Here is a 23650-nt window from a genome sequence, read left to right on the forward strand (position 1 = left end):
CAAGGGTATCCGGGCGCCCGCCGCCCACCCCTCGCCCGTCACCGACCGGTCCTGTGCCTCGTCGCACCTTCAAACCTCGGCTGGCATCAAACCGCCCGTCGGAGGGAAAGTGGGAAGGACCGACTGGGGGTGTTGCCCATGTCCGACCCGGAGCAGCGGAGCCGTGAGGACCGCGAGGACCCGGTGAGCGAAGCCGCGCGACGAAGGCGCCGCGCCCAGTTCCTGCGGGAGCTCACGGAGGCGCGTGAGCTGCGCGACCGGGTGCAGCCACGCCGGGCCAAGACGGCCCGGCTGCGCCACGCCATGCGCATGCGCACATTCCGCTGGTAGGGCGCTGACAGGCCACTGGTGGCCACGCCCGGCGCAGGTCCCGCCGCGGCGGGGGCAGGCCGCCCGCCCGCGGGGCCGGTGCCGGGCGACCCGCCCGACGATCACTCGGGCGGCCGCGTGCGAAGCGGAGGTCGTGTCGGCGTACGATCCCGCTGTCGGTGGGTGCTGGGCGCCCAGGTGAGGCCGTACGGCGGCGTGACGCACGCGACACGGGAACGGACGCTGAGACGCGACCGGGACACAGCGAGCCGAAGACCTCTCCTGAACGCTCCGTTTCTGCCACGATTCCGAGTGGGCGGGGCTCGGCACACGCGCTCCCCGTCCACAGCCTCCGCCGGGGGGACCCCCAACCGGCACGCCTATGACCAGTGGGAGAGTCACGGTGTACTTCGCCGCACTGCTCGCGCGCACCGAAGACGGGTGGGAAGCGAGCGACACAGAGCTCGACGATGTGGAGACCCTGTCGGATCTGACCGACCTGGCCCGTGAAGCCTCGGTCGACGACGACACGGTGCTCGTCTTCATCGAGCAGGAGGACGCGTGGTTCGGAGTCGTCCGCGTGGACGGCGAGGAGGACCCTCGCATCTACGTCTCGGACGCCGCGGCCGCCGCCCGCAGCTCGTACGGCGAGATCCTGCTCACGGACGAACTGCTCGGAAGGGAGCCGGACGACGACGTCGCCGACCTGGACTCCCTCGACCTCGACGGTACGGAGGACGGTGAACCCGAGGACGAGACCGACGACGACGATGAGGACGACGTCGGTGCGACCGCGAAGGGTGAGGCCGTGCCGTCCGGACCCATCGGAGACCGCGAGGTCCTCACGGACCTCGGCGTGAACGAGAAGGAGCTGCTGGCCCTGGACAGCACCGACGCGCTCGGTGAGATCGCCGAGGTGCTCGGCGCGGCGGAGGTCCTGGAGACCGTCCGCTGACTCCCCCGAGCGCTCAGGAGGAACAGGATCCCGTACGCGACCGCTGGCGGGCGGCGATGCGGCTCGCCCTGGACGAGGCCGGGTCGGCCGTCCGGGGCGGGGACGTCCCCGTCGGCGCCGTCGTGCTGTCCCCTGACGGCACGACGGTCCTCGCCACCGGCCACAACGAGCGTGAGGCGACCGGCGATCCGACCGCCCACGCCGAGGTGGTCGCGATCCGCCGGGCCGCCGCGAAGCTCGGGGAGTGGCGGCTCAGCGGCTGCACGCTCGTCGTGACCCTCGAACCCTGCACGATGTGCGCGGGCGCGATCGTGCAGTCCCGGGTGGACCGCGTGGTCTACGGCGCCCGCGACGAGAAGGCGGGCGCGGTCGGCTCCCTCTGGGACGTCGTACGCGACCGGCGGCTCAACCACCGGCCCGAAGTGATCGCCGGCGTACTCGACGAGGAGTGCGCCCGGCTGCTCACCGAGTTCTTCCGCGACCGCTGATCCGGGCGCCGGCGCGGCTGCCCCACAGGCGGCCGAATACCGATTTCGGAGCACGGCCCAACGTGGGCTAGGATCTCTCTCGGTAGCGTGTCCGAGCGGCCGAAGGAGCTCGCCTCGAAAGCGAGTGTGGCGCAAGTCACCGAGGGTTCAAATCCCTCCGCTACCGCTTCGGAAGGGCCCCGTCGAAAGACGGGGCCCTTCGTGCGTTCCGAACTCGGCATGGTTTGAAAGATCGTCATATCAACTGTCCGGGTTACACTCACCGCCGGCAACAGGGGTCCCAACAGGCGCAGCCGACAAGACAGCAGGCAGCAGGCACACGGGGAGGCCGCGATGGCGGTGAATTCGAAGAAGATCGCCGTCTACGTGCTCATCGTGTTCGCGCTGTACGTGATCATCACCGACCCCGCCCAGGCCGCCGACTACGTCCAGATAGGGTTCGAGGGCATTTCGAATGCCGCTCAGGCCGTCGGGGACTTCATGACGTGGATCGCCGACGGGGCCAAGAACTAGGAGTCCCCGTGATCCGCCACCTGGTCCTGTTCAAGCTCAACGAGGGTGTGGAGCGCGACGACCCGCGCGTCGTCGAGGGCGTCGCCGCCTTCCGCGCCCTCGGCGGGCAGATCCCCGAACTGAAGTTCTGGGAGTGCGAGTGGAACATCACCGACCGGCCCATCGCGTACGACTTCGCGATCAACTCGGCGGTCGAGGACACGGACGCGCTCAAGCGGTACATCGAGCACCCCGCGCACCAGGCGGGCGTCGCACTGTGGCGGGAGTTCGCCACGTGGGTGATCGCCGACTACGAGTTCTGAAGCGCGCCCGGCGCACGCCCCCGGCCCCTCGCCTGAACGGCGGGGGGCCGTTTCGCGTCCTGGGCCCCGCCCCGGGCCCCAACTGACGCTCAACACGGAGTTATGCGGTGCTTGCACACAGTGCACATGTCTTGTGATGCTATGACCGCTTTTGACGGATGAGTTGACGGATGTTGACCGACCCAGAGGTGGAGTTGACCGTGCCGGCCAGTACTGCGCCTCAAGCACCGCCCCATGAGCCCCCGGCTCCACCCTCGGCCCCAGCCCAGGAGCGCCTTCCCGACACCCCGGAGGAAGGCCCGCAGCGTCGCCGCGGGGCCGACACCCGGGCCCTGACCCAGGTGCTGTTCGGCGAGCTCAAGAACCTCGAGCCCGGCAGCCCCGAGCACGGCCGGGTGCGGGCCGCGCTGATCGAGGCGAACCTCCCTCTGGTGCGGTACGCCGCCGCCCGGTTCCGGTCGCGCAACGAGCCCATGGAGGACGTCGTCCAGGTCGGCACCATCGGCCTGATCAACGCCATCGACCGCTTCGACCCCGACCGGGGTGTGCAGTTCCCGACCTTCGCGATGCCCACCGTGGTCGGCGAGATCAAGCGGTACTTCCGCGACAACGTCCGCACGGTCCACGTACCGCGCCGGCTGCACGAGCTGTGGGTCCAGGTGAACAGCGCGACCGAGGACCTCACGACGGCCTTCGGGCGCACGCCCACGACCGGCGAGATCGCCGAGCGGCTGCGGATCACCGAGGACGAGGTCCTGGCCTGCATCGAGGCAGGACGGTCGTACCACGCGACCTCGCTGGAGGCCGCCCAGGAGGGCGACGGACTGCCCGGGCTCCTCGACCGCCTCGGCTACGAGGACCCCGCGCTCGACGGCGTCGAGCACCGCGACCTCGTACGGCACCTGCTCGTCCAGCTTCCCGAGCGGGAGCAGCGGATCCTTCTCCTGCGCTACTACAGCAATCTGACGCAGTCGCAGATCAGTGCCGAGCTGGGCGTTTCGCAGATGCATGTGTCAAGACTGCTCGCCCGCAGCTTCGCCAGACTGCGATCCGCAAACAGGATCGAGGCGTAACCCGCAGGAGCGAATCGCCCTCAAGGCCTTTTCGCGACTTTTCTGCGTCGAAAAACTGTCAGACCCCCCTTTTCCAGGGCCTATTCACCCCTCCTGTGTCGACATGTCACTACAGCGTGTTGCCGACATGTGACATTCTTCCGCTGACGCGTTTGCCGCAGCCCCACCTCCGGTATTCAGGTGGAGGCTGCGTTCCTTCGACGGGAGCGTCCGCCGCGACCGTCCGCGACCCAAAGGGGGTGGCATGTCCGCAGACCAGGGCAGCTCGAAGGTGCTCACGCTCACGAAGAGCGAACCCGCGCCCGACGCGCTTCACAGTGTCGTTGCCGATGTTCCGGCCGTCCCGGCCGTGGAAGCCCCGGCCTTTCCCCCGACCTCGGAAGCCATCGACACCCGCACCCTGTCCCGCTCCCTGTTCCTGCGGCTCGCCGCACTCGACGAGAACAGCCCCGAGCGTGCCTACGTACGGGACACGCTCATCGAGCTCAACCTCCCGCTGGTGCGTTACGCCGCCGCCCGTTTCCGGTCGCGCAACGAGCCGATGGAGGACATCGTCCAGGTCGGCACGATCGGCCTGATCAAGGCGATCGACCGCTTCGACTGCGAACGCGGGGTCGAGTTCCCGACGTTCGCGATGCCGACGGTCGTGGGCGAGATCAAGCGGTTCTTCCGGGACACCTCGTGGTCGGTGCGCGTGCCGCGCCGCCTCCAGGAGCTGCGACTGGCCCTCACCAAGGCCAGTGACGAGCTCTCCCAGAAGCTGGACCGCTCGCCGACCGTGGCCGAACTCGCCACCGTCCTCGGCGTGTCCGAGGAGGACGTGGTCGACGGCCTCGCGGTCGGCAACGCGTACACCGCGTCGTCGCTCGACTCGCCGGCCCCCGAGGACGACGGCGGCGAGGGTTCCCTCGCGGACCGCCTCGGCTACGAGGACACGGCGCTGGAGGGCGTCGAGTACCGCGAGTCCCTGAAGCCCCTGCTCGCCAAACTCCCGCCCCGCGAGCGGCGGATCATCATGCTGCGCTTCTTCGCCAACATGACCCAGTCGCAGATCGGCGAGGAGGTCGGCATCTCACAGATGCACGTCTCCCGACTGCTCACACGCACGCTGTCGCAGCTGCGGGAAGGCCTGATCTCCGACTGAGGCCGGGCGTTGGGGTCTCCGACCGACACCGGGGCCGAGAGGTCTCCGACCGGGATCCCGACCGAGGGTTCATAATTGACGACCCGTCAGCCACACTGGCGCGATGCGCCGACGGATGGGTCACGAGTCGATTCGCGGTCGCCGAGGTGCCCTTGGGGGCGCCTCGGCGATTGTCGTCTGCCTGGGTACGGTCCTCGCCGCCTGCGGGACCGGCGACGGCGGCGAGGGTTACGTCGCCGTGCAGCGCCCCGCGTCGTCCGGCGAGGCGGTGGCGCCCACCGGGGACGTGGAGTTGGTGCCGTTGGAGGGCGCAGCGGCGCCCGAAGGGGCGATGGGCGACGGCAGTTCGGGATCCCCGGGCAGCGGGAGCGCGGCCGGTGACGGCTCGGCCGCGTCCGGGGCGGCCTCCGCGCCGGGGTCCGACGACGGCGGCCGTACGACCCCGCCGACGGGCGGGAACGACTCGGGTTCCGACTCCAACTCAGACTCCGACTCCGGTTCCGAGGGCGGGAGTTCCGGTACCGGAGCGCCGAGCGGCGGCGGCGCGGAGAGTCCCGCGAGCCCGTCGAATCCCGCGAAGCCCGGGCCCGCCGTGCTCGACATCGGCGACCCCGAGCGGGCGCCCGCCGACAAGCGCTGGTGCGAGAAGGTCACCGTCGGTTTCCACAACACCGGGGGTACCGCGGTGCGTTCGGGCACGGTGACCTTCGGGACGCACATCATCGGGGCGCTCGGGATCGACTGGGCGACCGTCGCGTCGGCCGAGAGGCTTCCCGCGCCGATCGCTGCGGGCGCGCGGGAAGAGAAGACCTGGACGGTGTGCGTCGACGCGTGGCGCGTCCCGCTGGGCATGCACATCGAGACGCGGGACGTGTCCGTCCGGTTTGAGTAGGGCAGGCGGGGGGCGCCTTGCGGTGCCCCGGCCTACCCGAAGACCTGTGTGAGGTCTACTTGAGCGCGAGCCAGGCGACGACGGCCACGACCGCCACGGCCACGATCACGCCGACGATCAGGCCGATGCGGGGGCCTGCGGGGGTTGCCGGCTGGCGGGTGCTCTGGGGGTCGTCGACGAACGCTCGGAACATCTGGGTGCTACCCGCGGGGTCGTAGTTGCCCTCGGGGCCCTGGGTGTTTGCCATGGGCCTGGACTCTAGGTGGCACCTCGGGTGAACGTCCACCCGGGTCCCCCTGGGGCTGCCCTTCTGTCGCCTGCGGGCCCACTGTGGCTTGTCGCGCAGTTCCCCGCGCCCCTGGGTGGGTGGGGGGGTCTGGGTGGTTCGTCGACCGCGGGCCGGTGGGGGCCGATCGCGCAGTTCCCCGCGCCCCTAAAAACACCGGTGGCCCCCGCCGGTTCACCACGCGCCGGCCGTCTTGGGTTGCTCGCGCAGTTCCTCGCGCCCCTAAAAGATTGCGCCGTTCCCCGCGCCCCTGATGGGGCACCACCCGCCGTCGCCATGTGGCCGTCCGTCTCGGTTGCTCGCGCCGTTCCCCGCGCCCCTGGCGGGGCGCTGCCCCCGTCCCCCCCTGCCCGGGGCCGGATGGTTCGTCGGGCGGAGGGGACGTGGCGGGATGTGTGGCCGCAGCTTACGAGGACACCAGTCCGGGGTCACCGTGCTGCAACTGCGCTTTACGTCAGCGGCTGCGGACGCACATTCCGACGCGGCCCCGCACCCCGAAGACGAGCCGCAACCCCCACCCACCCAGGGGCGCGGGGAACTGCGCGACCAGCCACAACGCACCCGCAGCCGACAACGAACCCACCAAACCCACCCCACCTGCAAGTTTACGTTCGCCAATACTTGCCTTTGCCAAGGTTTTAGGCCATCACCCCCCACTTTCATTTGCCTGCAGCAACCAACAGTTCTTATGGTTGCCTGAAGCAACAAACCAGGGAGGTGCGATGGCGGCTCGACGTCAGTACGAGGAGCTGGCCCGGCAACTCAGCGCCATAGGTGCTGTGAAGCGCGGCCTCGGCCGAGTACTCCCGCACGAGTGCCCCGCCGGCTCCGCCGCCGTACTCACCCTGCTGGACCGCCACGGCGAAATGCGGATGAGCCGCCTAGCGGAGCTGCTCGCCATCGACATGTCGGTGACGAGCCGCCACGTGGCCCACGTGGCGGAGCGCGGCTGGATCGACCGTTCCCCCGACCCCGCCGACAAACGCTCCCGCATCCTGCGCCTCACCCCCGCCGGCCAGGACATGCTCGCCGATCTCTCCGAGCGCTACATGAACGCGCTCGTCCACTACCTGGCGGACTGGTCGGACGACGAGGTCGACCAGCTCAACACCCTGCTCGCCCGCCTGCGCACCAGCTTCGGCGACTGCAGGCCCGCACCGGCGGTACCGCCCGCACCCCCCGGGTCGGCCGTACTCCCCGTACCACCCCCACCAACCCCCCTCGTCGAGCAGACAACCCGTACACCCGCATGACGCATCACAAGAAAAGGAAGCCCATGGCAACGACCACACCAACCGGTGTGCGGGGCTCACACGCCAAGCACGGAGGTGCCACAGGCGCCGCCGAAGGCGCTCCGATGACGCACCGGCAGATCATGGAGGCCCTCTCCGGCCTGCTGCTCGGCATGTTCGTCGCGATCCTGTCGTCGACGATCGTCACCAACGCCCTGCCCGAGATCATCGGCGACCTGGGCGGCGGCCAGTCCGCCTACACCTGGGTCGTCACCGCCGCACTGCTGTCGATGACCGCGGCGACGCCCCTGTGGGGCAAGCTCGCCGACCTGTACAGCAAGAAGGCGCTCGTCCAGATAGCGCTCGTCATCTACGTCCTCGGATCGGCCGCCGCGGGCCTCTCGCAGAACCCCGGCATGCTGATCGCCTGCCGCGTGGTGCAGGGCATCGGCGTGGGCGGTCTGTCCGCCCTCGCGCAGATCGTGATGGCGGCGATGATCTCCCCGCGCGAGCGCGGCCGGTACTCCGGCTACCTCGGCGCCACGTTCGCAGTCGCGACCGTCGGCGGCCCGCTGCTCGGCGGTGTCATCACCGACACCAGCTGGCTCGGCTGGCGCTGGTGCTTCTACGTCGGTGTGCCGTTCGCGGTCATCGCGCTGATCGTGCTGCAGAAGACCCTGCACCTGCCCGTCGTGAAGCGGGACGTGAAGGTCGACTGGGGCGGCGCGTTCCTGATCTCCGCCGCGGTCTCGCTGCTGCTGGTCTGGGTCACCTTCGCGGGTGACAAGTACGAGTGGGTGTCGTGGCAGACGTACGCCATGGTCGGTGGTGCCGTCGCCCTGGGGCTGCTGTTCGTGCTCGTCGAATCCAAGGCCAAGGAACCGATCATCCCGCTGCGGCTCTTCCGCAACCGGACCATCACCCTCTCCTCCCTCGCCTCGCTCTTCGTGGGTGTCGCGATGTTCTCCGGCACGGTCTTCTTCAGCCAGTACTTCCAGCTGGCGCGGGACAAGTCCCCGACCATGTCGGGTGTCATGACGATCCCGATGATCGGTGGCCTGTTCATCTCCTCCACCGTCTCCGGGCAGATCATCACCAAGACGGGCAAGTGGAAGGTCTGGCTGGTCAGCGGCGGTGTCCTGATCACCGCGGGGCTCGGTCTGCTGGGCACCATCCGGTACGACACGGACTACTGGCGGGTGGCCGTCTTCATGGCGCTGCTGGGTCTCGGCATCGGCATGATGATGCAGAACCTGGTGCTGTCCACGCAGAACCAGGTGGCGCCGGAGGACCTCGGCTCGGCCAGCTCCACGGTGACCTTCTTCCGCTCCCTCGGCGGTGCGATCGGCGTCTCCGCGCTGGGTGCGGTGATGGCCAACCGGATCACCGACTACGTCAAGGACGGTCTGACCGGGATCGACCCCAAGTACGCGGCGGCTGCGGGCGGTTCGCACAACAGCAGCATCCCGGACATGGACGCGCTGCCCGCGCCGCTGCGCACGGTCATGGAGAGCGCGTACGGACACGGCATCGCGGACGTCTTCCTGATCGCGGGCGCGATGGCTCTGATCGCCTTCCTCGTCACGCTGTTCATCAAGGAGGTTCCGCTGCGTACGTCGGGTGCGCTGGCGCAGGCCGCCGAGGCGCAGCCGGATGTCACGGCCGTCGCCGAGGCCGCCCCGGCCGCGGCCCTCTCCACCGAGGCCGACGAGCGCGTCCCGAGCTGGGCGGTCGCGGACACCGGAACCGACAACGGAACCGGCGCCGGGTCAGGGGCCGGGCCCGAGGGCACCCAGCGGCTCGCGGCCGTCGCCACCGTGGCGGCCGGGGCCGGCGGCGCCTCCGGCCCCGGCCCGGGCGGGGTCGCGGTGCGCGGATACGTCCGCGGTGCCGAGAGCGCGCCCGTCCCCCGGGCCGCCGTCACGCTGATCTCCCTCGCGGGCCGTCAGCTGGGCCGCTCGGTCGCGCAGGCCGACGGCTCCTACGCGGTGGACGCGCCCGGCACGGGTTCGTTCGTGCTGATCGCCTCCGCGGACGGGTTCCAGCCGCAGGCCTCGACGATCGTCGTGAACGGTGAGCCGCTCGCGTACGACATCCTGCTGAGCGGGACGAGCGGGCTGTCGGGCACGGTGAAGGCCGCCGAGGGCGGGAAGCCGGTCGTGGGCGCGATGGTCATCGTGACCGATGTGCGCGGTGACGTGCTGGCCACCGGGACCACCGGTGAGCAGGGCGAGTTCGCCTTCGCCGAGCTGGTGCCGGGCGCCGTGACCGTCGCGGTGAACGCCGCCGGGCACCGGCCGCGGGCCCTGCCCGTCGAGGTCGGCGGCACCGGGGTCACCCGGATCGAGGTCGCGCTCACCGCGGGCGCGCAGCTCCAGGGCGTCGTGCGGGCACCCGGCGGACCGCTGGGCGACGCCCGGGTCACGCTCGTCGACGCGGCGGGCAACGTGGTCGGCACCGCCACCACCGGGGCCGACGGGGCGTACGCCTTCGCCGACCTGGACAGCGGCGAGTACACGGTCATCGCGACCGGCTACCCGCCGGTGGCCACGGCACTGACCGTGAACGGCGGCGGCGTGGACGGCCACGACATCGAACTCGCCCACCCCGGCGAGTAGTCGAGAACCAGCAGAGAACCAGTTGAGGACCCCGGCCCGTGGCGCGTGCTCTGAGCGGAGACACGCCCACGGGCCGGTTTCATTACGAGAGGTTGCTTGCCATGGGACTGACCGCGCGGATCCGTACGCGGGACGGCTGGGCCGTGTCGCACGCGGTCGTCACGGTGACCGACGGGACGGGCACCCAGGTGGTGCGCGCCGAGGCGGACGACGAGGGCGGCGTACGGGATGCGACGGAGCTCGCGCCCGGGGCGTACACCGTGATCGTCACGGCCGTCGGGTACGCGCCCGCCGCGTCCAGCGCGATCGTGACGGCGAGCGGCCGGGCCGCGATCGGCACCGTCACCCTCGCCCGGCAGGGCGGCACGGAACTGCCGCCGCCCGGCCCCTGGACCGTCGACCCGGCCCACTCCTCCGTGGGCGCCGTCGCCCAGCACCTGGGCATCTCCAGCGTGCACGGGCGGTTCACGGAGTTCGCGGGCTCGATCGACATCGCGCCCGACGAGGTGGCCAAGTCCCGGGTGGAGGCGGTGATCTCCGCGGCCTCCATCGACACGGGCAACGCCATGCGCGACGGCCATCTGAAGTCCCCGGACTTCCTCGACGTCGAGCGCCATCCGCAGATCACGTACGTCTCGACGGGCCTGAGCCCGGCCACCGGCACCGACCGCTGGACGGTCCACGGCGAGCTGACCATGCACGGGGTCGTGCGGCCGGTCGACCTGGACCTGGCCTACCTGGGCACGGGCGCCGACCCCTGGGGCGGGACGCGCGCGGCCTTCCGCGCCACCACCGAGCTGCGCCGCGAGGACTTCGCGATGAACTACAACCAGGTGCTCCAGGCGGGCATCGCGGCGATCGGTACGACACTGAAGGTGGAGCTGGACATCCAGGCGGTGCAGGGCGGGACGCTACCGTCGCTGTGACGCCCGGCCCGGCGCTCCGTCCGTCGTGCGGGCCACCAAGTCGCCGCACAGGTCGCGGAGTTTGATGTTCGCGTCCTGGGAGACGCGGCGCAGGGTGTCGAGTGCCGTCTGGGCGGTGCAGCGCTCCTGGGCCATGAGGATGCCGATCGCCTGGTCGATCACGCTGCGCGAGAGCAGCGCCGTGCGGACGTCCCCGGCCGACGCCCGCTCGCGCTCGATGCGCAGGGCGGCGTTGACGGCGTCCGAGGCGTTCGCCGCGAAGGCCCTGGCCGCCTCGCGGCTCCCGTGGAAGGCACCCTCCGTCGTGGCGTAGAGGTTGAGGGCGGCATCGGTCTCGCCGTCGACCGCGAGCGGCACGGCCAGCACCGAACGGACCCCCTTGGAGAGCGCGTACGCGGCGTACGTGGGCCAGCGGTCCTCCTCGGACAGGTCGGGCGCGTGCTGCTCCGCGTCCGAGTCCGCCGCCCGGACGCAGGGCCCGTCGCCGTTCTCGTACTGGCGCTGGTCGAGCCCGCTGGGCAGGCCGCCCGTGCCCGCCACCGTCAGCAGCCGCCCGTCGCGCCGCACGGTGATGCTGCACGCCTCGGCGCCCGCCACGGCGAGCACCGCACGATCCGTGAGATCGCGCAGCAGTGTGTCGAGGCCGCCGGTGCCGGCCAGCGCCTGGTGCAGCGTGGCGGACTCCGGGGCTGTGGCACGCGGCTGCCGCTCGTTGAGATGGGCGGGATCAGCGTGATGGTCGTGATCGGCGGGATCGGCGGGATCGGCGGGATCGGCGGGATCGGCTGAGAGTCTCATGCGGATCGGGTATCCCGTCGGTGCCCGCTCACTCGCTGCTCCTGGCGTCGACGATCCGTCTGGCCAGGTCACGGAGCTTGACGTTCTCCCGCTGGGAGGTCCGTACGAGGCTGTCGAAGGCCTCCGCCGCGTCGATGTCGAGGCGTTCCATGAGGATGCCGGTGGCCTGGCCGATCAGGTCCCGGGTGCGCATGGCCTCGGTGAGCTGTTCGCGGGCGGTCGCCGAGTCGAACGCGATGCTGACGTGCGCGGTGAACAGCCGTCCGATCCGGGTCGCCGAGTCGTCGAAGGCCCGCGGCTTGGTCGCGTACGCCGTGAGGACGGTGAGCCGCTGGCGTTCGGCGCGCAGCCGGAGCGAGAGGACCGAGCGCAGTCCGAGGTCGGAGAGGGCGGGTTCGCCGTCGTCGTCGCCGGACGCGCTGTCCTCGATACGGGCGACCGGGGAGGTCCACAGCCGGGTCCAGTGCTGATGGTCCTCGCCCGAGGCCAGTGCCTCGGCGGAGCGGACGATCTCGTCGGTCCAGGCGAGGGTCTGGCGGTGGGCCTTGCGCTCGATGACGGAGATACCGGCGTGTTCGGCGCCGGGGAGGATGTGTACGGCGAGCCGGACGGCGGTGCGCAGGGTGCTGCGGGGACTGGATGGCTCGTGCAGCTGCTGAGCCGCGACCGTCAGTGTCTCGGCCAGCTCAAGACCCCCCGGAAAACGGGGCAATTCGGAAAAATCAGACGCAGCCACCACGAACCTCTTCGGCATGCACGGCCCCGGATCCCGTCGTCGGTTCGACGACAGACCCCGGCAGCTGTGCGCAGGAGAGCTCCGCAGCACATTCCCGACTGCGAGCACAGGACGAAGAGCCACTTTAGCTGCTCTGTTGGGGTGAGGGCGCGGCTCTTCGTACGTACTTCCGATCTCGCCCGCACGCGTGGTGCAATGGGCGGGCGGGTCAGGAAGCGGCCTCATCGGAATCCGGACGAACGTCTGCCAGGTGAGTGCGATGACCTTCTTCCCGAACCCCTATGACCTGCCTGAATGCACCCTGCTCGGGTTTCCCTCGGAGATCGACCTGAGCAACGCCGATGTCGTCCTCGTCGGTGCCCTGGACGTCGTGGACGCCAGGAGGGACCGGCTGCGGCTGCTGGTCCTGGATCTCACGCGTACGCACTTCATGGACTCCCAGGGCGTCCGTGTGGTCGCCGGTGTCCGCGGACGGCTGCCCCGGCCCGTCCAACTGCGCGTGGCGGCACGGGCGGACGGGGTGGCCAACCGTGTCCTGGAGCTGACGGGAATGCGCCGTGACGTGCCGGTGTACGACAACCTCGCGGAGGCGATCGAGTCCTAGGCTGGGGGCATGGCATCGAACATCGCGACGAACACCTCTGTCTCCCTCGACGATCTGCTGGACTTCGTACGCCCCCGCCACCGCGCCATCCTGCTGACGCGCAGGTCGGACGGCGGTCCCCAGGGTTCCCCGCTGACCTGCGGAGTGGACGACTCGGGCCGCGTCGTCGTCTCGACCTACCCGGAGCGCGCCAAGACCCGCAACGCCAAGCGGGACGACCGCGTCAGCCTCATCGTCCTGAGCGACGAGTGGAACGGCCCCTGGGTCCAGATCGACGGCACGGCCGAGGTGATCGACTCCCCCGACTCCGTCGAGCCCCTCGTCGAGTACTACCGCAACATCGCAGGCGAACACCCCGACTGGAACGAATACCGAGAGGCCATGCTCAAGCAGGCCAAGTCCATCATCAGGATCACCCCGGAGAAGTGGGGCCCGGTGGCAACGGGCGGCTTCCCGGCAAGGCTGGCCCCACAGGAGTAAGCCCCGATAGGGGCGCGGGGAACGGCGCAGTCTTTGGGGGCACGCGAAACTGCGGCACCTTCTTCTAGGGGCGCGGGGAACTGCGCAGTCTTCTAGGGGCGCGGGGAACTGCGCGACCAGCCCCCACCGGCCCGCACCCACGAACGACCCGCACCACTCACACCCCCCGCCCTTCCCCCCGCACCACCGACTCGATCCCCGTGATCACCAGATCGAGCGCAAAGTGAAAGTCCCGCTCGTACATCTCCTCCACCGTGTTGCCCCCACGAGCCCGCATGATCTCCTTGGACTCCTCGAGAACATCGTCGAGTTCAGGAGCCTGCCGAATCGTGCTCAGGGCCTGCTGGAAGTACTCGTCAGGACTCAGCCCCGCATCGGCGGACCGCAACGTGAAATGCCCCTCGATCGTGCCGAATCCGTACACGAACTGGAAGACCGCGGAGATGGCCCCGGTCAGCCGGTGCGTGGGCAGCCCGGTCCTGCGGATCACCTGCTGCACGGTGCGCGAGAACGCGACCGACCTGGGCCCGATGTTGAGGAACGTCCCGGCGAGCGGCGACACCCAGGGGTGCCGGACGAGCAGCGCCCGGTACCCGACAGCCAGTGCCCGGAGCTGGTCCCGCCAGTCCTCGCCCGACTCCGGGTCCGGCAGCTCCAGTTCACCGAACACCGCGTCGAGGGCGAGCTCGAGAAGATCGTCCTTGGTGTCCACGTACCAGTAGACGGACATCGCGGTCACGTTCAGCTCGGCGGCCAGCCGGCGCATGGAGAACTTGGCCAGCCCCTCCGAGTCGAGCAGTCGTACCGTGACCTCGGTGATCCGGTCCCGGTCGAGCGACGACGGCTGCCCGCCCCGGGCACCGCCGCCCCGCGGGGCCTTGCCCTCCAGCCAGACGCTGGTCCGCGCCGGACGCTTGGCCCGGTCGGCTGCCCTCACCATGGCGCACCTTCCTCGGAACTCTTACGGAGAGGGCGACCCGGAACACCGAGGTCCGCCCCCTCCCTGATGCTAAGCGGGCCCTACGCCGCAATCGTCACCGCGGAGTCTGCCCGTTCCGCTCTCCGGAGCAACGCCGCGGCCAGCAGTCCACCGAGCAGCACGGCGACCGCGCCGACCAGTTGACTCGTCTCCAGACCCGAGGCGAACGCGTCCGTGATCCGGGCTCGCTCGTCCGCCGACTCAGCGGAGGCCAGCGCCGCCGGCAACGAGGCCGCCGCGACCGAGACCAGCGCGGCGAAGCGGGAGTTGAGAACCGCGCCGAGCACCGCCACGCCCAGCCCGAGGCCGAATTCGTTGAGCGTGCCGTTGACGCCCGCGCCGACGCCCGCCTTCTCCGGGGGAATCGCGCTCATGATGGCGTTGGCCATGGCGGGCATGGCGACCGCGATACCGGCGCCCATGACGACCAGTCCCAGCAGCATGCCTCCGTAACCGCCGCCCGTGCCGCCGCTGAGCAGGGCAATCGCGGCCAGGCCCGCCGACAGCATCGTCATTCCGAGGGCGATGGTGGCCGGGGTGCCCAGCTTGGTGACGATCCGGGCGCCCACGCCGGTGAGGTTGAGCGCCACGACGGACAGGGCCATCGGAGCCGTACGAAGACCCGCCTCCAACGGCTCGTATCCGAGCACGAACTGGAGGTGCTGGGTGAGCAGGAAGAGGGAACCGCCCATGCCGAAGGCGACCAGGATCGCGCCGGCGACGGCACCGATGAAGCGCTGGTTGCGGAAGAAGTGCATGTCCAGCATGGGGTGCTCAATGCTCAGCTCCCAGCGGACGAAGGCAGCGAGGACGGCGAGGCCGACCGCGCCCGACCCCAGGACCTGGAACGACGTCCAGCCGTGCTCGGGGCCCGAGATGATCGCGTAGACGACCGCGGTCATACCGATCGTGGAGAGCACCGCGCCGAGGAGGTCCGGGCGGTCGCCCTGGGGGTTCTTGGACTCGGGGACCAGCTTGAGCACGGCAACCAGGGCGAGGGCGGCCACGGGGATGTTGATCAGGAAGATCGCGCCCCACCAGAAGTGTTCGAGCATGACGCCGCCGAGCAGCGGGCCCGCCGCGAAGCCGAGCGAGTTGACCGTCGACCAGAGGCCGATCGCCTTGACCCGCTCGGTGTCGTCGAAGATCTGTACGACGACGGCGAGGGTCGTGGTCATCAGGAGCGCGCCGCCGACGCCCATGCCGGCGCGGGCCGCGATGAGTTGGGTCGCGCTCTGGGCGAGCCCCGCGGTGAGCGAGCCGACGCCGAAGAGGACCAGGCCGGTGGCGAGCATCTTCTTGCGGCCGTAGCGGTCGGCCGCGCTGCCGGCGGTGAGCAGCAGGCCCGACTGGACCAGCGAGTACGCGTTGATCATCCACTGGATGTCCGCCGTGGACGCGTCCAACTCCGCCGTGAGGGAGGGGATCGCGACGTTGAGGACGGTGTTGTCGAGCAGCACGGTGAGCGTGGCCAGCAGGATCACACCGAGGATCAGCCAGCGCTGGGGATGGCCTTGGCTTTGACCCAGGCCTTGGCTTGGGCTTTCGCCCTGCGAAATTGGCATGCCATACACCGTAGAACAACTCCCATACGCCGTACAACACAAAAAGAGAGGGGTGGCGGCCGAGGCACTCTCGCCCCGGCCGCCACCCCTCTGCCACCGCCCTGCTGCCGCCGTACTCCGGGCTAGCTCGTCGGCTGTGTCAGGTCGTAGAAGGTGGACGAACCCACCGTCACCTCCTTGAAGTTCTCCTGCACCCACTCGCTGATCTGGGTCCCGGTGCCGGAGCTGCTGCCACCGCCACCGCCGCCCATGGAGCCGGAGGAGATGAAGTAGTGGATCTTCCCGTCCTCCACGTACTTCTTGAACTGGGCCAGCGTCGGCGACGGGTCGCTGCCGTTGAAGCCGCCGATCGCCATGACCGGGTCACCGGTGGAGAGCTGGTAACTCGCGGCGTTCTGGGCGCCGATGGCCGCCGCGACCCAGGTGTAGTCGCCGGAGTTCTTCTCCAGCAGGGCCTTGGCCTCGGAGCTGACGGTCGCGCCGTTGAGCAGACCGCCCATACCGCCACCGCCGCCCATTCCGCCGCCGTCGCCCGTGCCGCCACCGCGCTGGGTCTGGCCGTTCTGGCCCGTCTGACCGTTGCCGGTCTGGCCGTTGCCGTTCTGCTGGCCCTGGCCGTTCTGACCGTTCTGGCCGCCGCCCGGCATTCCGCCGGTCGGGGGCTGGCCCATGCCGCCGCCCTGCTGGTTCTGACCGGTGCCGCCCTGCTGGTTCTGGCCCGGCATACCGCCGCCACCGGGGCCGCCGCCCATGCCGCCACCGCCGCCGCCCGGGCCGCCACGACCGCCCGAGACCGCCGGACCCGCCGTCACGATCGAACCGGTGTGGCCCTCGTTCAGCGTGGTGAGGGTGTACGCCGTCGGACCCGCGAGGGCCGCGACGAAGCTCAGCCCGACGACCCCGAGGGCCAGCCGGCGCCCGAGCCGGGACACGAAGACCAGGCCGAGCGCGGCGACCAGGCCGCCCACCAGGACCAGCCACTTGAGCCAGGGCAGATAGTCGGAGGAGCGGTTCAGGAGGACGTACCCCCAGACCGCGGTGGCCGTCACCCCGGCCGCCATGGGGAGCGAGACCCACATCCGGCCGCGCTCCTCCCACAGCACGCTCGCGCCCATGCCGATCACGGCGGCGACGTACGGGGCGAGGGCCACCGTGTAGTACTCGTGGAAGATGCCCTGCATGAAGCTGAAGATCACCATGGTGATCAGCAGCGAGCCGCCCCAGGCGAGGAACGCGGCGCGGGCCGTGTCGGTCCGCTTCGCCTTCCAGGTGAGGGCGATGCCCGCGGCGAGCACGATCAGCGCGGCCGGGATCAGCCAGGAGATCTGGCCGCCGATGGAGGAGCTGAACATCCGGTCCCAGCCGGTCTCGCCCCAGCCGCCACCGCCGCCGCCTCCGACACTGCCGGTCTCCTCGCCGTTGATACGGCCGAGTCCGTTGTATCCGAAGGTCAGTTCAAGGAAGGAGTTGTTCTGCGAGCCGCCGATGTACGGGCGGGAGGACGCGGGCCACAGTTCCACTATGGCCACCCACCAGCCGCCCGCGACGATCATCGACAGGCCCGCGAGGAGCACCTGCCCGATGCGCTTGCGCAGGTTCGTCGGCGCGAAGACCACGTAGATCAGGGCCAGCGGAGGCAGGATCAGGAAGGCCTGGAGGGTCTTCACCAGGAAGGCGAGACCGACGGCCGCACCCGCCCACACCAGCCACTTCGTCTGGGCCTTCTCCATGGCGCGCAGCACGCAGTAGACCGTGACGGCCATCAGGAGCGCGAGGGCCGCGTCCGGGTTGTTGAAGCGGAACATCAGTGCGGCGACGGGCGTGAGCGCGAAGACCGCCATCGCGATGAAGCCGGCCGCGGCACTGAACCGGCGGCGCAGGGCCCCGTACAGCACTCCGGCCGTGGCGACGGCCATGAGGACCTGCGGGAACAGGATCGCGAAGGAGTTCAGACCGAACAGCCGCACCGACAGCGCCATCGGCCACAGGGAGGCCGGGGGCTTGTCGACGGTGATGGCGTTGGCCGAGTCGAGCGAGCCGAAGAAGAAGGCCTTCCAGGACTGGCTGCCGGCCTGGACGGCCGCGGAGTAGAAGGAGTTGGCGTACCCGGAGGCCGTGAGGTTCCAGGTGTAGAGCGCGCCGATCAGCAGCAGCGTGCCGAGGAACGCGGGACGCGTCCAGCGGTGGTCCTCGGGCCGCCCGCGCCACAGACGGCGTACGAAGGGCTGCTTGGGACTGCCGTCCTCGGGGGCGGCCGGCGGAGCAACCACGGGCTCCTGCACGGCGGTTGCCCCGGTCGGGCCCGGCGGTCCCCAGTCGGGGCTCGCGCCCCCGGAGGGACCGGCGCCCCCCTGATAGCTCGTATCGGGCTGAGTCGTCGTCATCGTGCGTCCCTCGGATCGTGATCGTTCGGACGCACCGGCTGAAGCTGCATGGTCGCGTCCCCCCAGGTCTGGTGGTCGTGCGGAGAGTGGGTCGTGCCGTACGCGGTCGTCCCGTACGAGGTCGACTCGTGGGGCACGGGAGCCGATCCGTACGGGGACCGCGGCGCCGTCGCGTAGACGGGCGACGCGGGTCCGACCGGCACGGCGGGTGTGTGCGAGGCGACGACGGTCGACGGTGACTCGTCGCGCCGGTCAGGGAACACCCAGGCCCTGAAGAGCAGGAACCGCAGCACGGTGGCCGCGAGGTTGGCGGCGATCAGCACCGCCAGTTCGGTGGAGTGCGCGGGGTCGTTCGTCGCCGCGTTCAGGGCGGCGAGCGAACCGCTGGTCAGGGCGAGCCCGATGCCGAAGACGACCAGGCCCTGCGCCTGGTGCTTCACGGCGCCGCCCCGGCCGCGCACACCGAAGGTGAGACGCCGGTTGGCCGCGGTGTTGGCGACCGCCGAGACGAGCAGGGCGAGCGCGTTGGCGACCTGCGACCCCGAGAACGTACGGAAGCCGCTGTAGAGCAGCAGATAGAACAGCGTGGACAGACCGCCCACGACACAGAACCCGACGAGCTGGCGGGCAAGACCCTTCGGTACGCCGCTGATCTCGCGGTCGCGGGGATCGTCGCCGAAGGGCCGGGCGAGCCGGTCGAGCGCCAGCGAACCGGTGGCCAGGGCACGCCCCACCCGCCAGACACCCTTCAGGTCGTCGGTCGCGGTCTTCACGATGTGCACGGTCGAGTCCGGGTCGTCGACCCAGTCGACCGGCACCTCGTGGATCCGCAGCCCGGCCCGCTCGGCGAGGACCAGCATCTCGGTGTCGAAGAACCATCCGGTGTCCTCGACGAGTGGCAGCAGCACCTGCGCGACATCGCGCCGGATCGCCTTGAAACCGCACTGGGCGTCGGAGAAGCGGGCCTGCAACGAACCCCGCAGGATCAGGTTGTACGTACGGGAGATGAACTCCCGCTTGGCGCCCCGCACCACCCGCGAGCTGCGGGCGAGCCGCGAGCCGATCGCCAGGTCCGAGTGACCTGAGATCAGCGGGGCGACCAGCGGGAGAAGCGCGTTGAGGTCGGTGGAGAGGTCGACGTCCATATAGGCGAGGACCGGGGCGTCCGAGGCGGACCAGACGGTGCGCAGTGCTCGACCGCGCCCCTTCTGCTCCAGCCGGAACGCCCTGACCTCGGGTATCTCCGCCTCCAGCCGCGCCGCCACCAGGGGAGTGGTGTCCGTGGACGCGTTGTCCGCGATGGTGATGCGGAACGCGTACGGGAAGGTGCGGGCAAGGTGCTCATGCAGTCTGAGCACACACGGCTGGAGGTCCTTCTCCTCGTTGTAGACGGGGATCACTACGTCCAGGACAGGCGTACCGGCATTTCCGGCCGGGAGGTGCTCCCGCGCCGGCAGGTTGCCGGGAGAAGGTTCGGTTCGCATGACGACGACTCTCGTCAAGCGCCCTGTTGCACCCATGTGGTCGTGCTGTGCTGTGCCTGTGAGTACGATTGCGAATTCGATGAGGAAATGAAGGCCTCATGAGAATGCGAGGCTTCGGGCGCCAGCGCGGGCAGATGCACGGTAAAGACGGTGCGTCCGGGCACGCTGTCGACGGTCACCGCGCCGCCGTGCGCGGCCGCGACGGCCTGCACGATGGCGAGCCCGAGTCCGGTGGATCCGGAGGCACGTGACCGGGACGAGTCGCCCCTGGCGAACCGCTCGAAGACATGCGGGAGCAGGTCCGGCGGAATGCCCTGGCCGTCGTCCTGGACGTCCACGCACACCCAGGGTCCCTGACGGTGCACGCGTGCGGTCACCGTCGTTCCTGGAGGTGTGTGCGTTCGCGCATTCGCAAACAGATTCACCATGACCTGCTGGACGCGGGCGGCGTCCGCCAGCACGAGCGCCGGTTCGTCGGGCAGTTCGAGGCGCCAGTTGTGTTCGCGACCGGCCGCGCGGGCGTCGCTCACCGCGTCCACCACCAGCGGGGAGAGGTCGGTGTGCTCGTAGCTGAGCGGCCGTCCGGCGTCCAGGCGCGCGAGCAGCAGCAGGTCCTCGACCAGCCCGGTCATCCGACCGGCCTCGGACTCGATCCGGCCGAGCGCGTGTCTGGTGTCGGGCCCGGTCTCCTCCCGTCCGCGTCTGGTCAGCTCTGCGTAACCGCGGATGGACGCCAGCGGTGTACGCAGCTCATGGCTCGCGTCCGCGACGAACTGCCGTACGCGCGTCTCGCTCTCCTGGCGCGCGTGCAGGGCTCCGTGGACGTGGTCGAGCATGCGGTTGAGGGCGGCGCCGACCTGTCCGACCTCCGTGTGGGGGTCGGTCTCGGACTCGGGCACACGCTCGTTGAGCGTCACCTCGCCGCTGTGGAGGGGCAGTTCGGAGACGCGGGTCGCGGTGGAGGCGACCTTGCGGAGGGGGCGGAGGGCGACCGTGACCAGGACGGACCCGGCGATTCCGGCGGCGACGAGACCGGCCACCGTGACGCTCACCTCGACGAGGATGAGGGTGTTGATGGTGCTGGTGACGGACTCGGTGGGCAGGGCGACGTAGTAGCCGCCCCTGTTGCCCTCGACGTACTTGACGCGGTACTCACCGAGCCCGGGGATCTCCACGGTGTGGACCCCGGTCTTCGACACGGAGCCGATCGCGGACTTCTGCGCCTCGGTCAGCGAGTCGGTGACCATGCCCTCGAAGCCCTCGCTGTCGGAGTTCTTCTCCTTGGCGACGACCGCGTCATTGATTCCGCCGTCGTCACTCACCTTGGCGACAACGGTGTTCTCCTCCGTGCCGCCCTTGGTGACGAACCCGAACGGCCCTCCGGGAGGCTCGTCCTTCAGCTCCGACGGACTGTCCGGTCTCACCGGGCCGCCCGTGGCCCGGTCGCCGACCTCGCTCAGCGAGGTGCCCAACTGGTCGTACAGGTGCTGGCTCAACGCGATGGTCGTCACCGTACCGATCACCGCACACACCACCGCGATGAGCGCGACCGCCGAGACGACGAGCCGCGTCCGCAGCGTCCGAGGCTGTCGGCGCCGCTGCTTCCGCAGCTGTCGTCGCCCGCTCATGACACCGCGGGCTTGATCAGATACCCCGCACCACGCCGGGTGTGGATCATCGGCTCACGACCGGCGTCTATCTTGCGCCGCAGGTACGAGATGTAGAGCTCGACGACATTGGCCTGACCGCCGAAGTCGTACGACCACACGCGGTCGAGGATCTGCGCCTTGCTGAGCACCCGGCGCGGGTTGCGCATCAGGAAGCGCAGCAGCTCGAACTCGGTCGCGGTGAGGTGGATGCCCTCGCCGCCCCGGGACACCTCGTGGCTGTCCTCGTCCAGGGTGAGGTCCCCGACGACGAGCACGGAGTCGGAGCGGCGGTCGGCGGCGCCGGAGCGGCGGATGAGCCCGCGCAGGCGGGCCACGACCTCTTCGAGGCTGAAGGGCTTGGTGACGTAGTCGTCGCCTCCGGCCGTCAGACCCGCGATCCGGTCCTCGACCGCGTCCTTGGCGGTCAGGAAGAGAACGGGCACGTCGGGCAGCTCGCGGCGCAGCCGGCCGAGGACGGCGAGACCGTCCATGTCGGGCAGCATCATGTCCAGCACCACGGCGTCGGGCCGGAACTCGCGCGCGGTCTGCACCGCACCGGTCCCGTCACCCGCGCTGCGGATCTGCCAGCCTTCGTAGCGAAGGGCCATGGACAACAGCTCGGTGATCGACAGCTCGTCGTCCACCACAAGCACTCGGACGGGGCTCCCGTCCGGCCTCAGCAGTTCGGTGCGCCCCTGGGGCGAGGTCGTGGTCATAGCGCACACATTGCTGGGCGCCTCTGAGAGCACGCTTTCTGGAACCTGTGAATTGCCTGAGAAACGCACAGCCACCTCTCAGGCAACGCTCTGGCAACTCCTTGCCTCCGCGGACAGCGGCGGGGGAGGATCCGTCAGCCGCCGGTCATGGTGATCAGGGGGGTGGCCTGTGGGGGGGCTGTTGTGGCGGGTGGGGACAGAGCTGACGGATCTATGCCTTCGATGGAGGAACTCAGTCTTCGGCAGGGTCGCAGGTCCCTGTGGATCATCATGGCCGCCACCGCGGTCTGCCTCCTGCTCGTGCCGTTGGCCCAGTGGCTCCAGCCTTCCGGGCAGAGCGACCTGGTCACCGGCGCGCAGGGCCCGTTCCCCGCGGCGTTCGGCGCTGAGGCACCGGTCGCGCCCGAGCACGTCATGCGCCGCAAGACAGGGGAGAGAGTCCTGGTGCACGGCCTGTCCGTGGAGTCGACGACCGACGGCGCACGGGCGGTGAACCTGCGGACCGGCAAGGAGTACTGGCGCTACGAGCGACAGGACGAGAGCTCCGTCGCGATGTCGTTCGACGTGTCGGAGCGCACCGTGGTGATCGCCTACCGGGAAACCCTGGTCGGTGTCGATCTGCGCACCGGCAAGCGGCTGTGGCGTGAGCACCTCGGGGACGGCGAGGTCTTCCGGAATGTGCGCCTCGGCGCTGGTCAGGCACTGACCGACGCACCCGGCGCCGTGCGCGCCTTCGACGAGCGCGACGGCCGGAGCCTGTGGACGGCGAAGACGCCCAAGTCCTGCCCCGAAGTGGGCGTCTACGACGCGTACTCCCTGCCGGACCACGTGAGCGCGGTCCCGGTGCTGTGCAACGTCGCGAGTATCGACACGGACGCCGAGCAGTACTACCTCCTGCTCGGCGTCGACAACCGGACGGGGAAGGCCCTCTGGCAGCGGCGGACCAGCCATCCCAGGGGGGCGGTCAGGGGCGACGCACACACTCTGGCCGCCCCGAAACCTGACACGGACGACTCACTGGCCGTCCAACTGCTCGACATGAGCCGGGAAGGAGCCACTCCGCGCGCGGACCTGGACACCACCGCGTGGAATCCGGTCGGCGCGGGCAGCGGCACCGTGCTGCTGGCCACCGATGCCCAGGGCGACGGCGACGGCAACCACGACACCGTCCTGCATGCCTACGACACCGAGGACGGCCGCCTCTCCTGGCGGCTGAAGGCGCCGACCGGCCAGGAGTACGGCTCAGGTGTGATCGCCGACGGCCGGGTGTACCTCGTGCGCCAGCCCCTCCTCACCAAGGCGGACGCCAAGCGCCGGATCCCGGGGGCCGAGTTGCTCGTCCTCGACGCGGACACCGGGCGCGCGCTCCACACGCTGCGCCTGCCGGCCATGACCGCGCCCAACGACGATGTCTACTTCATGAAGCTCGACGTCCACCAGGTCACCGACGGAGCGCTCAGCCTCTCCTGGCGGGAACTGTGGACGGACGAGCAACTCATCATCACCGACTGACCCCC

General features: G+C 70.1%; 23 protein-coding genes and 1 tRNA gene. 15 read left to right on the top strand and 9 right to left on the bottom strand.

What is annotated here, in order from left to right; translation table 11 throughout:
- The first annotated feature begins 138 nt into the window (after positions 1–138).
- The 9 genes from JEQ17_RS22420 (at position 139) to JEQ17_RS22460 (ending at position 5676) form a co-directional block, all read left to right on the top strand.
- Entirely contained in the window at positions 139–330 is a 192-nt protein-coding gene (locus JEQ17_RS22420; RefSeq protein WP_055618270.1) for a hypothetical protein, read from the top strand.
- Between the two features lie 382 nt (positions 331–712).
- Complete coding sequence (locus tag JEQ17_RS22425; RefSeq protein ID WP_200401653.1) at positions 713–1264, top strand: tRNA adenosine deaminase-associated protein; 552 nt, start codon at positions 713–715, stop codon at positions 1262–1264.
- Between the two features lie 56 nt (positions 1265–1320).
- Positions 1321–1752, top strand: coding sequence for a tRNA adenosine(34) deaminase TadA (gene tadA / locus JEQ17_RS22430; protein ID WP_200396882.1), 432 nt, complete (start codon positions 1321–1323; stop codon positions 1750–1752).
- Between the two features lie 81 nt (positions 1753–1833).
- Positions 1834–1918, top strand: a tRNA-Ser gene (locus tag JEQ17_RS22435).
- Between the two features lie 167 nt (positions 1919–2085).
- Positions 2086–2265: a hypothetical protein gene (locus tag JEQ17_RS22440; RefSeq protein WP_200396883.1), complete on the top strand. Its 180-nt coding sequence runs from the start codon at positions 2086–2088 to the stop codon at positions 2263–2265.
- 8 nt (positions 2266–2273) lie between these two features.
- Positions 2274–2567, top strand: a complete 294-nt coding sequence (locus JEQ17_RS22445) for a Dabb family protein (RefSeq protein ID WP_055618263.1) — start codon at positions 2274–2276, stop codon at positions 2565–2567.
- Between the two features lie 170 nt (positions 2568–2737).
- Positions 2738–3640, top strand: coding sequence for an RNA polymerase sigma factor SigF (locus JEQ17_RS22450; RefSeq protein ID WP_200396884.1), 903 nt, complete (start codon positions 2738–2740; stop codon positions 3638–3640).
- 244 nt (positions 3641–3884) lie between these two features.
- The gene (locus JEQ17_RS22455) at positions 3885–4784 is read left to right on the top strand and encodes an RNA polymerase sigma factor SigF (protein WP_055618261.1); all 900 of its coding nucleotides are present in this window, start codon (positions 3885–3887) and stop codon (positions 4782–4784) included.
- A gap of 103 nt (positions 4785–4887) precedes the next feature.
- The gene (locus JEQ17_RS22460) at positions 4888–5676 is read left to right on the top strand and encodes a hypothetical protein (RefSeq protein WP_200396885.1); all 789 of its coding nucleotides are present in this window, start codon (positions 4888–4890) and stop codon (positions 5674–5676) included.
- Between the two features lie 55 nt (positions 5677–5731).
- On the opposite strand, the gene JEQ17_RS22465 is transcribed toward JEQ17_RS22460, so the two are convergent.
- Positions 5732–5923: a hypothetical protein gene (locus JEQ17_RS22465; protein ID WP_200396886.1), complete on the bottom strand. Its 192-nt coding sequence runs from the start codon at positions 5921–5923 to the stop codon at positions 5732–5734.
- 761 nt (positions 5924–6684) lie between these two features.
- On the opposite strand from JEQ17_RS22465, the gene JEQ17_RS22470 reads away from it, so the two are divergent.
- The 3 genes from JEQ17_RS22470 to JEQ17_RS22480 all read left to right on the top strand — a co-directional run bounded on the left by JEQ17_RS22470 (position 6685) and on the right by JEQ17_RS22480 (position 10738).
- The gene (locus JEQ17_RS22470; protein WP_200396887.1) at positions 6685–7215 is read left to right on the top strand and encodes a MarR family winged helix-turn-helix transcriptional regulator; all 531 of its coding nucleotides are present in this window, start codon (positions 6685–6687) and stop codon (positions 7213–7215) included.
- Between the two features lie 23 nt (positions 7216–7238).
- On the top strand, positions 7239–9812 hold the full coding sequence (locus tag JEQ17_RS22475; RefSeq protein WP_200396888.1) for an MFS transporter: 2574 nt from the start codon (positions 7239–7241) through the stop codon (positions 9810–9812).
- 101 nt (positions 9813–9913) lie between these two features.
- Positions 9914–10738, top strand: a complete 825-nt coding sequence (locus JEQ17_RS22480; RefSeq protein ID WP_200396889.1) for a YceI family protein — start codon at positions 9914–9916, stop codon at positions 10736–10738.
- Here JEQ17_RS22480 and JEQ17_RS22485 read toward each other — a convergent pair.
- On the bottom strand, positions 10724–11536 hold the full coding sequence (locus JEQ17_RS22485; protein WP_200396890.1) for a GAF and ANTAR domain-containing protein: 813 nt from the start codon (positions 11534–11536) through the stop codon (positions 10724–10726). The genes JEQ17_RS22480 and JEQ17_RS22485 overlap by 15 nt on opposite strands.
- A gap of 28 nt (positions 11537–11564) precedes the next feature.
- Complete coding sequence (locus JEQ17_RS22490) at positions 11565–12290, bottom strand: GAF and ANTAR domain-containing protein (RefSeq protein ID WP_200396891.1); 726 nt, start codon at positions 12288–12290, stop codon at positions 11565–11567.
- 241 nt (positions 12291–12531) lie between these two features.
- On the opposite strand from JEQ17_RS22490, the gene JEQ17_RS22495 reads away from it, so the two are divergent.
- Together JEQ17_RS22495 and JEQ17_RS22500 are read left to right on the top strand one after the other, a co-directional pair.
- Positions 12532–12876: an STAS domain-containing protein gene (locus JEQ17_RS22495; RefSeq protein WP_200396892.1), complete on the top strand. Its 345-nt coding sequence runs from the start codon at positions 12532–12534 to the stop codon at positions 12874–12876.
- A 9-nt stretch (positions 12877–12885) separates the two neighbouring features.
- Positions 12886–13356 (top strand): PPOX class F420-dependent oxidoreductase, encoded by a 471-nt coding sequence (locus JEQ17_RS22500; RefSeq protein WP_200396893.1) that lies wholly within the window; start codon positions 12886–12888, stop codon positions 13354–13356.
- A gap of 157 nt (positions 13357–13513) precedes the next feature.
- On the opposite strand, the gene JEQ17_RS22505 is transcribed toward JEQ17_RS22500, so the two are convergent.
- The 6 genes from JEQ17_RS22505 to JEQ17_RS22530 form a co-directional block, all read right to left on the bottom strand.
- A complete protein-coding gene (locus JEQ17_RS22505) occupies positions 13514–14296 on the bottom strand; it encodes a TetR/AcrR family transcriptional regulator (RefSeq protein WP_200396894.1) in 783 nt (260 codons plus the stop codon).
- A gap of 80 nt (positions 14297–14376) precedes the next feature.
- Positions 14377–15900 carry an MFS transporter gene (locus tag JEQ17_RS22510; RefSeq protein ID WP_200396895.1) on the bottom strand — a complete coding sequence of 508 codons (1524 nt, stop codon included), beginning with the start codon at positions 15898–15900 and terminating at the stop codon, positions 14377–14379.
- A 122-nt stretch (positions 15901–16022) separates the two neighbouring features.
- Complete coding sequence (locus JEQ17_RS22515) at positions 16023–18284, bottom strand: mannosyltransferase YkcB-related protein (RefSeq protein WP_200396896.1); 2262 nt, start codon at positions 18282–18284, stop codon at positions 16023–16025.
- Positions 18281–19768, bottom strand: a complete 1488-nt coding sequence (locus JEQ17_RS22520; protein WP_200396897.1) for a bifunctional glycosyltransferase family 2/GtrA family protein — start codon at positions 19766–19768, stop codon at positions 18281–18283. Before JEQ17_RS22520 ends, JEQ17_RS22515 begins: the two co-directional genes overlap by 4 nt.
- Positions 19769–19782: 14 nt before the next feature.
- Positions 19783–21396: a sensor histidine kinase gene (locus JEQ17_RS22525; protein ID WP_200396898.1), complete on the bottom strand. Its 1614-nt coding sequence runs from the start codon at positions 21394–21396 to the stop codon at positions 19783–19785.
- Complete coding sequence (locus JEQ17_RS22530; protein ID WP_200396899.1) at positions 21393–22133, bottom strand: response regulator transcription factor; 741 nt, start codon at positions 22131–22133, stop codon at positions 21393–21395. Before JEQ17_RS22530 ends, JEQ17_RS22525 begins: the two co-directional genes overlap by 4 nt.
- Before the next feature lie 270 nt (positions 22134–22403).
- Here JEQ17_RS22530 and JEQ17_RS22535 point away from each other — a divergent pair, with 270 nt between their 5' ends.
- Positions 22404–23645, top strand: coding sequence for an outer membrane protein assembly factor BamB family protein (locus JEQ17_RS22535; RefSeq protein WP_200396900.1), 1242 nt, complete (start codon positions 22404–22406; stop codon positions 23643–23645).
- The last annotated feature ends 5 nt before the right edge of the window (positions 23646–23650 follow it).

This window comes from Streptomyces liliifuscus (genome assembly GCF_016598615.1).
In the GTDB taxonomy this organism is placed as follows: Bacteria; Actinomycetota; Actinomycetes; order Streptomycetales; family Streptomycetaceae; genus Streptomyces; species Streptomyces liliifuscus.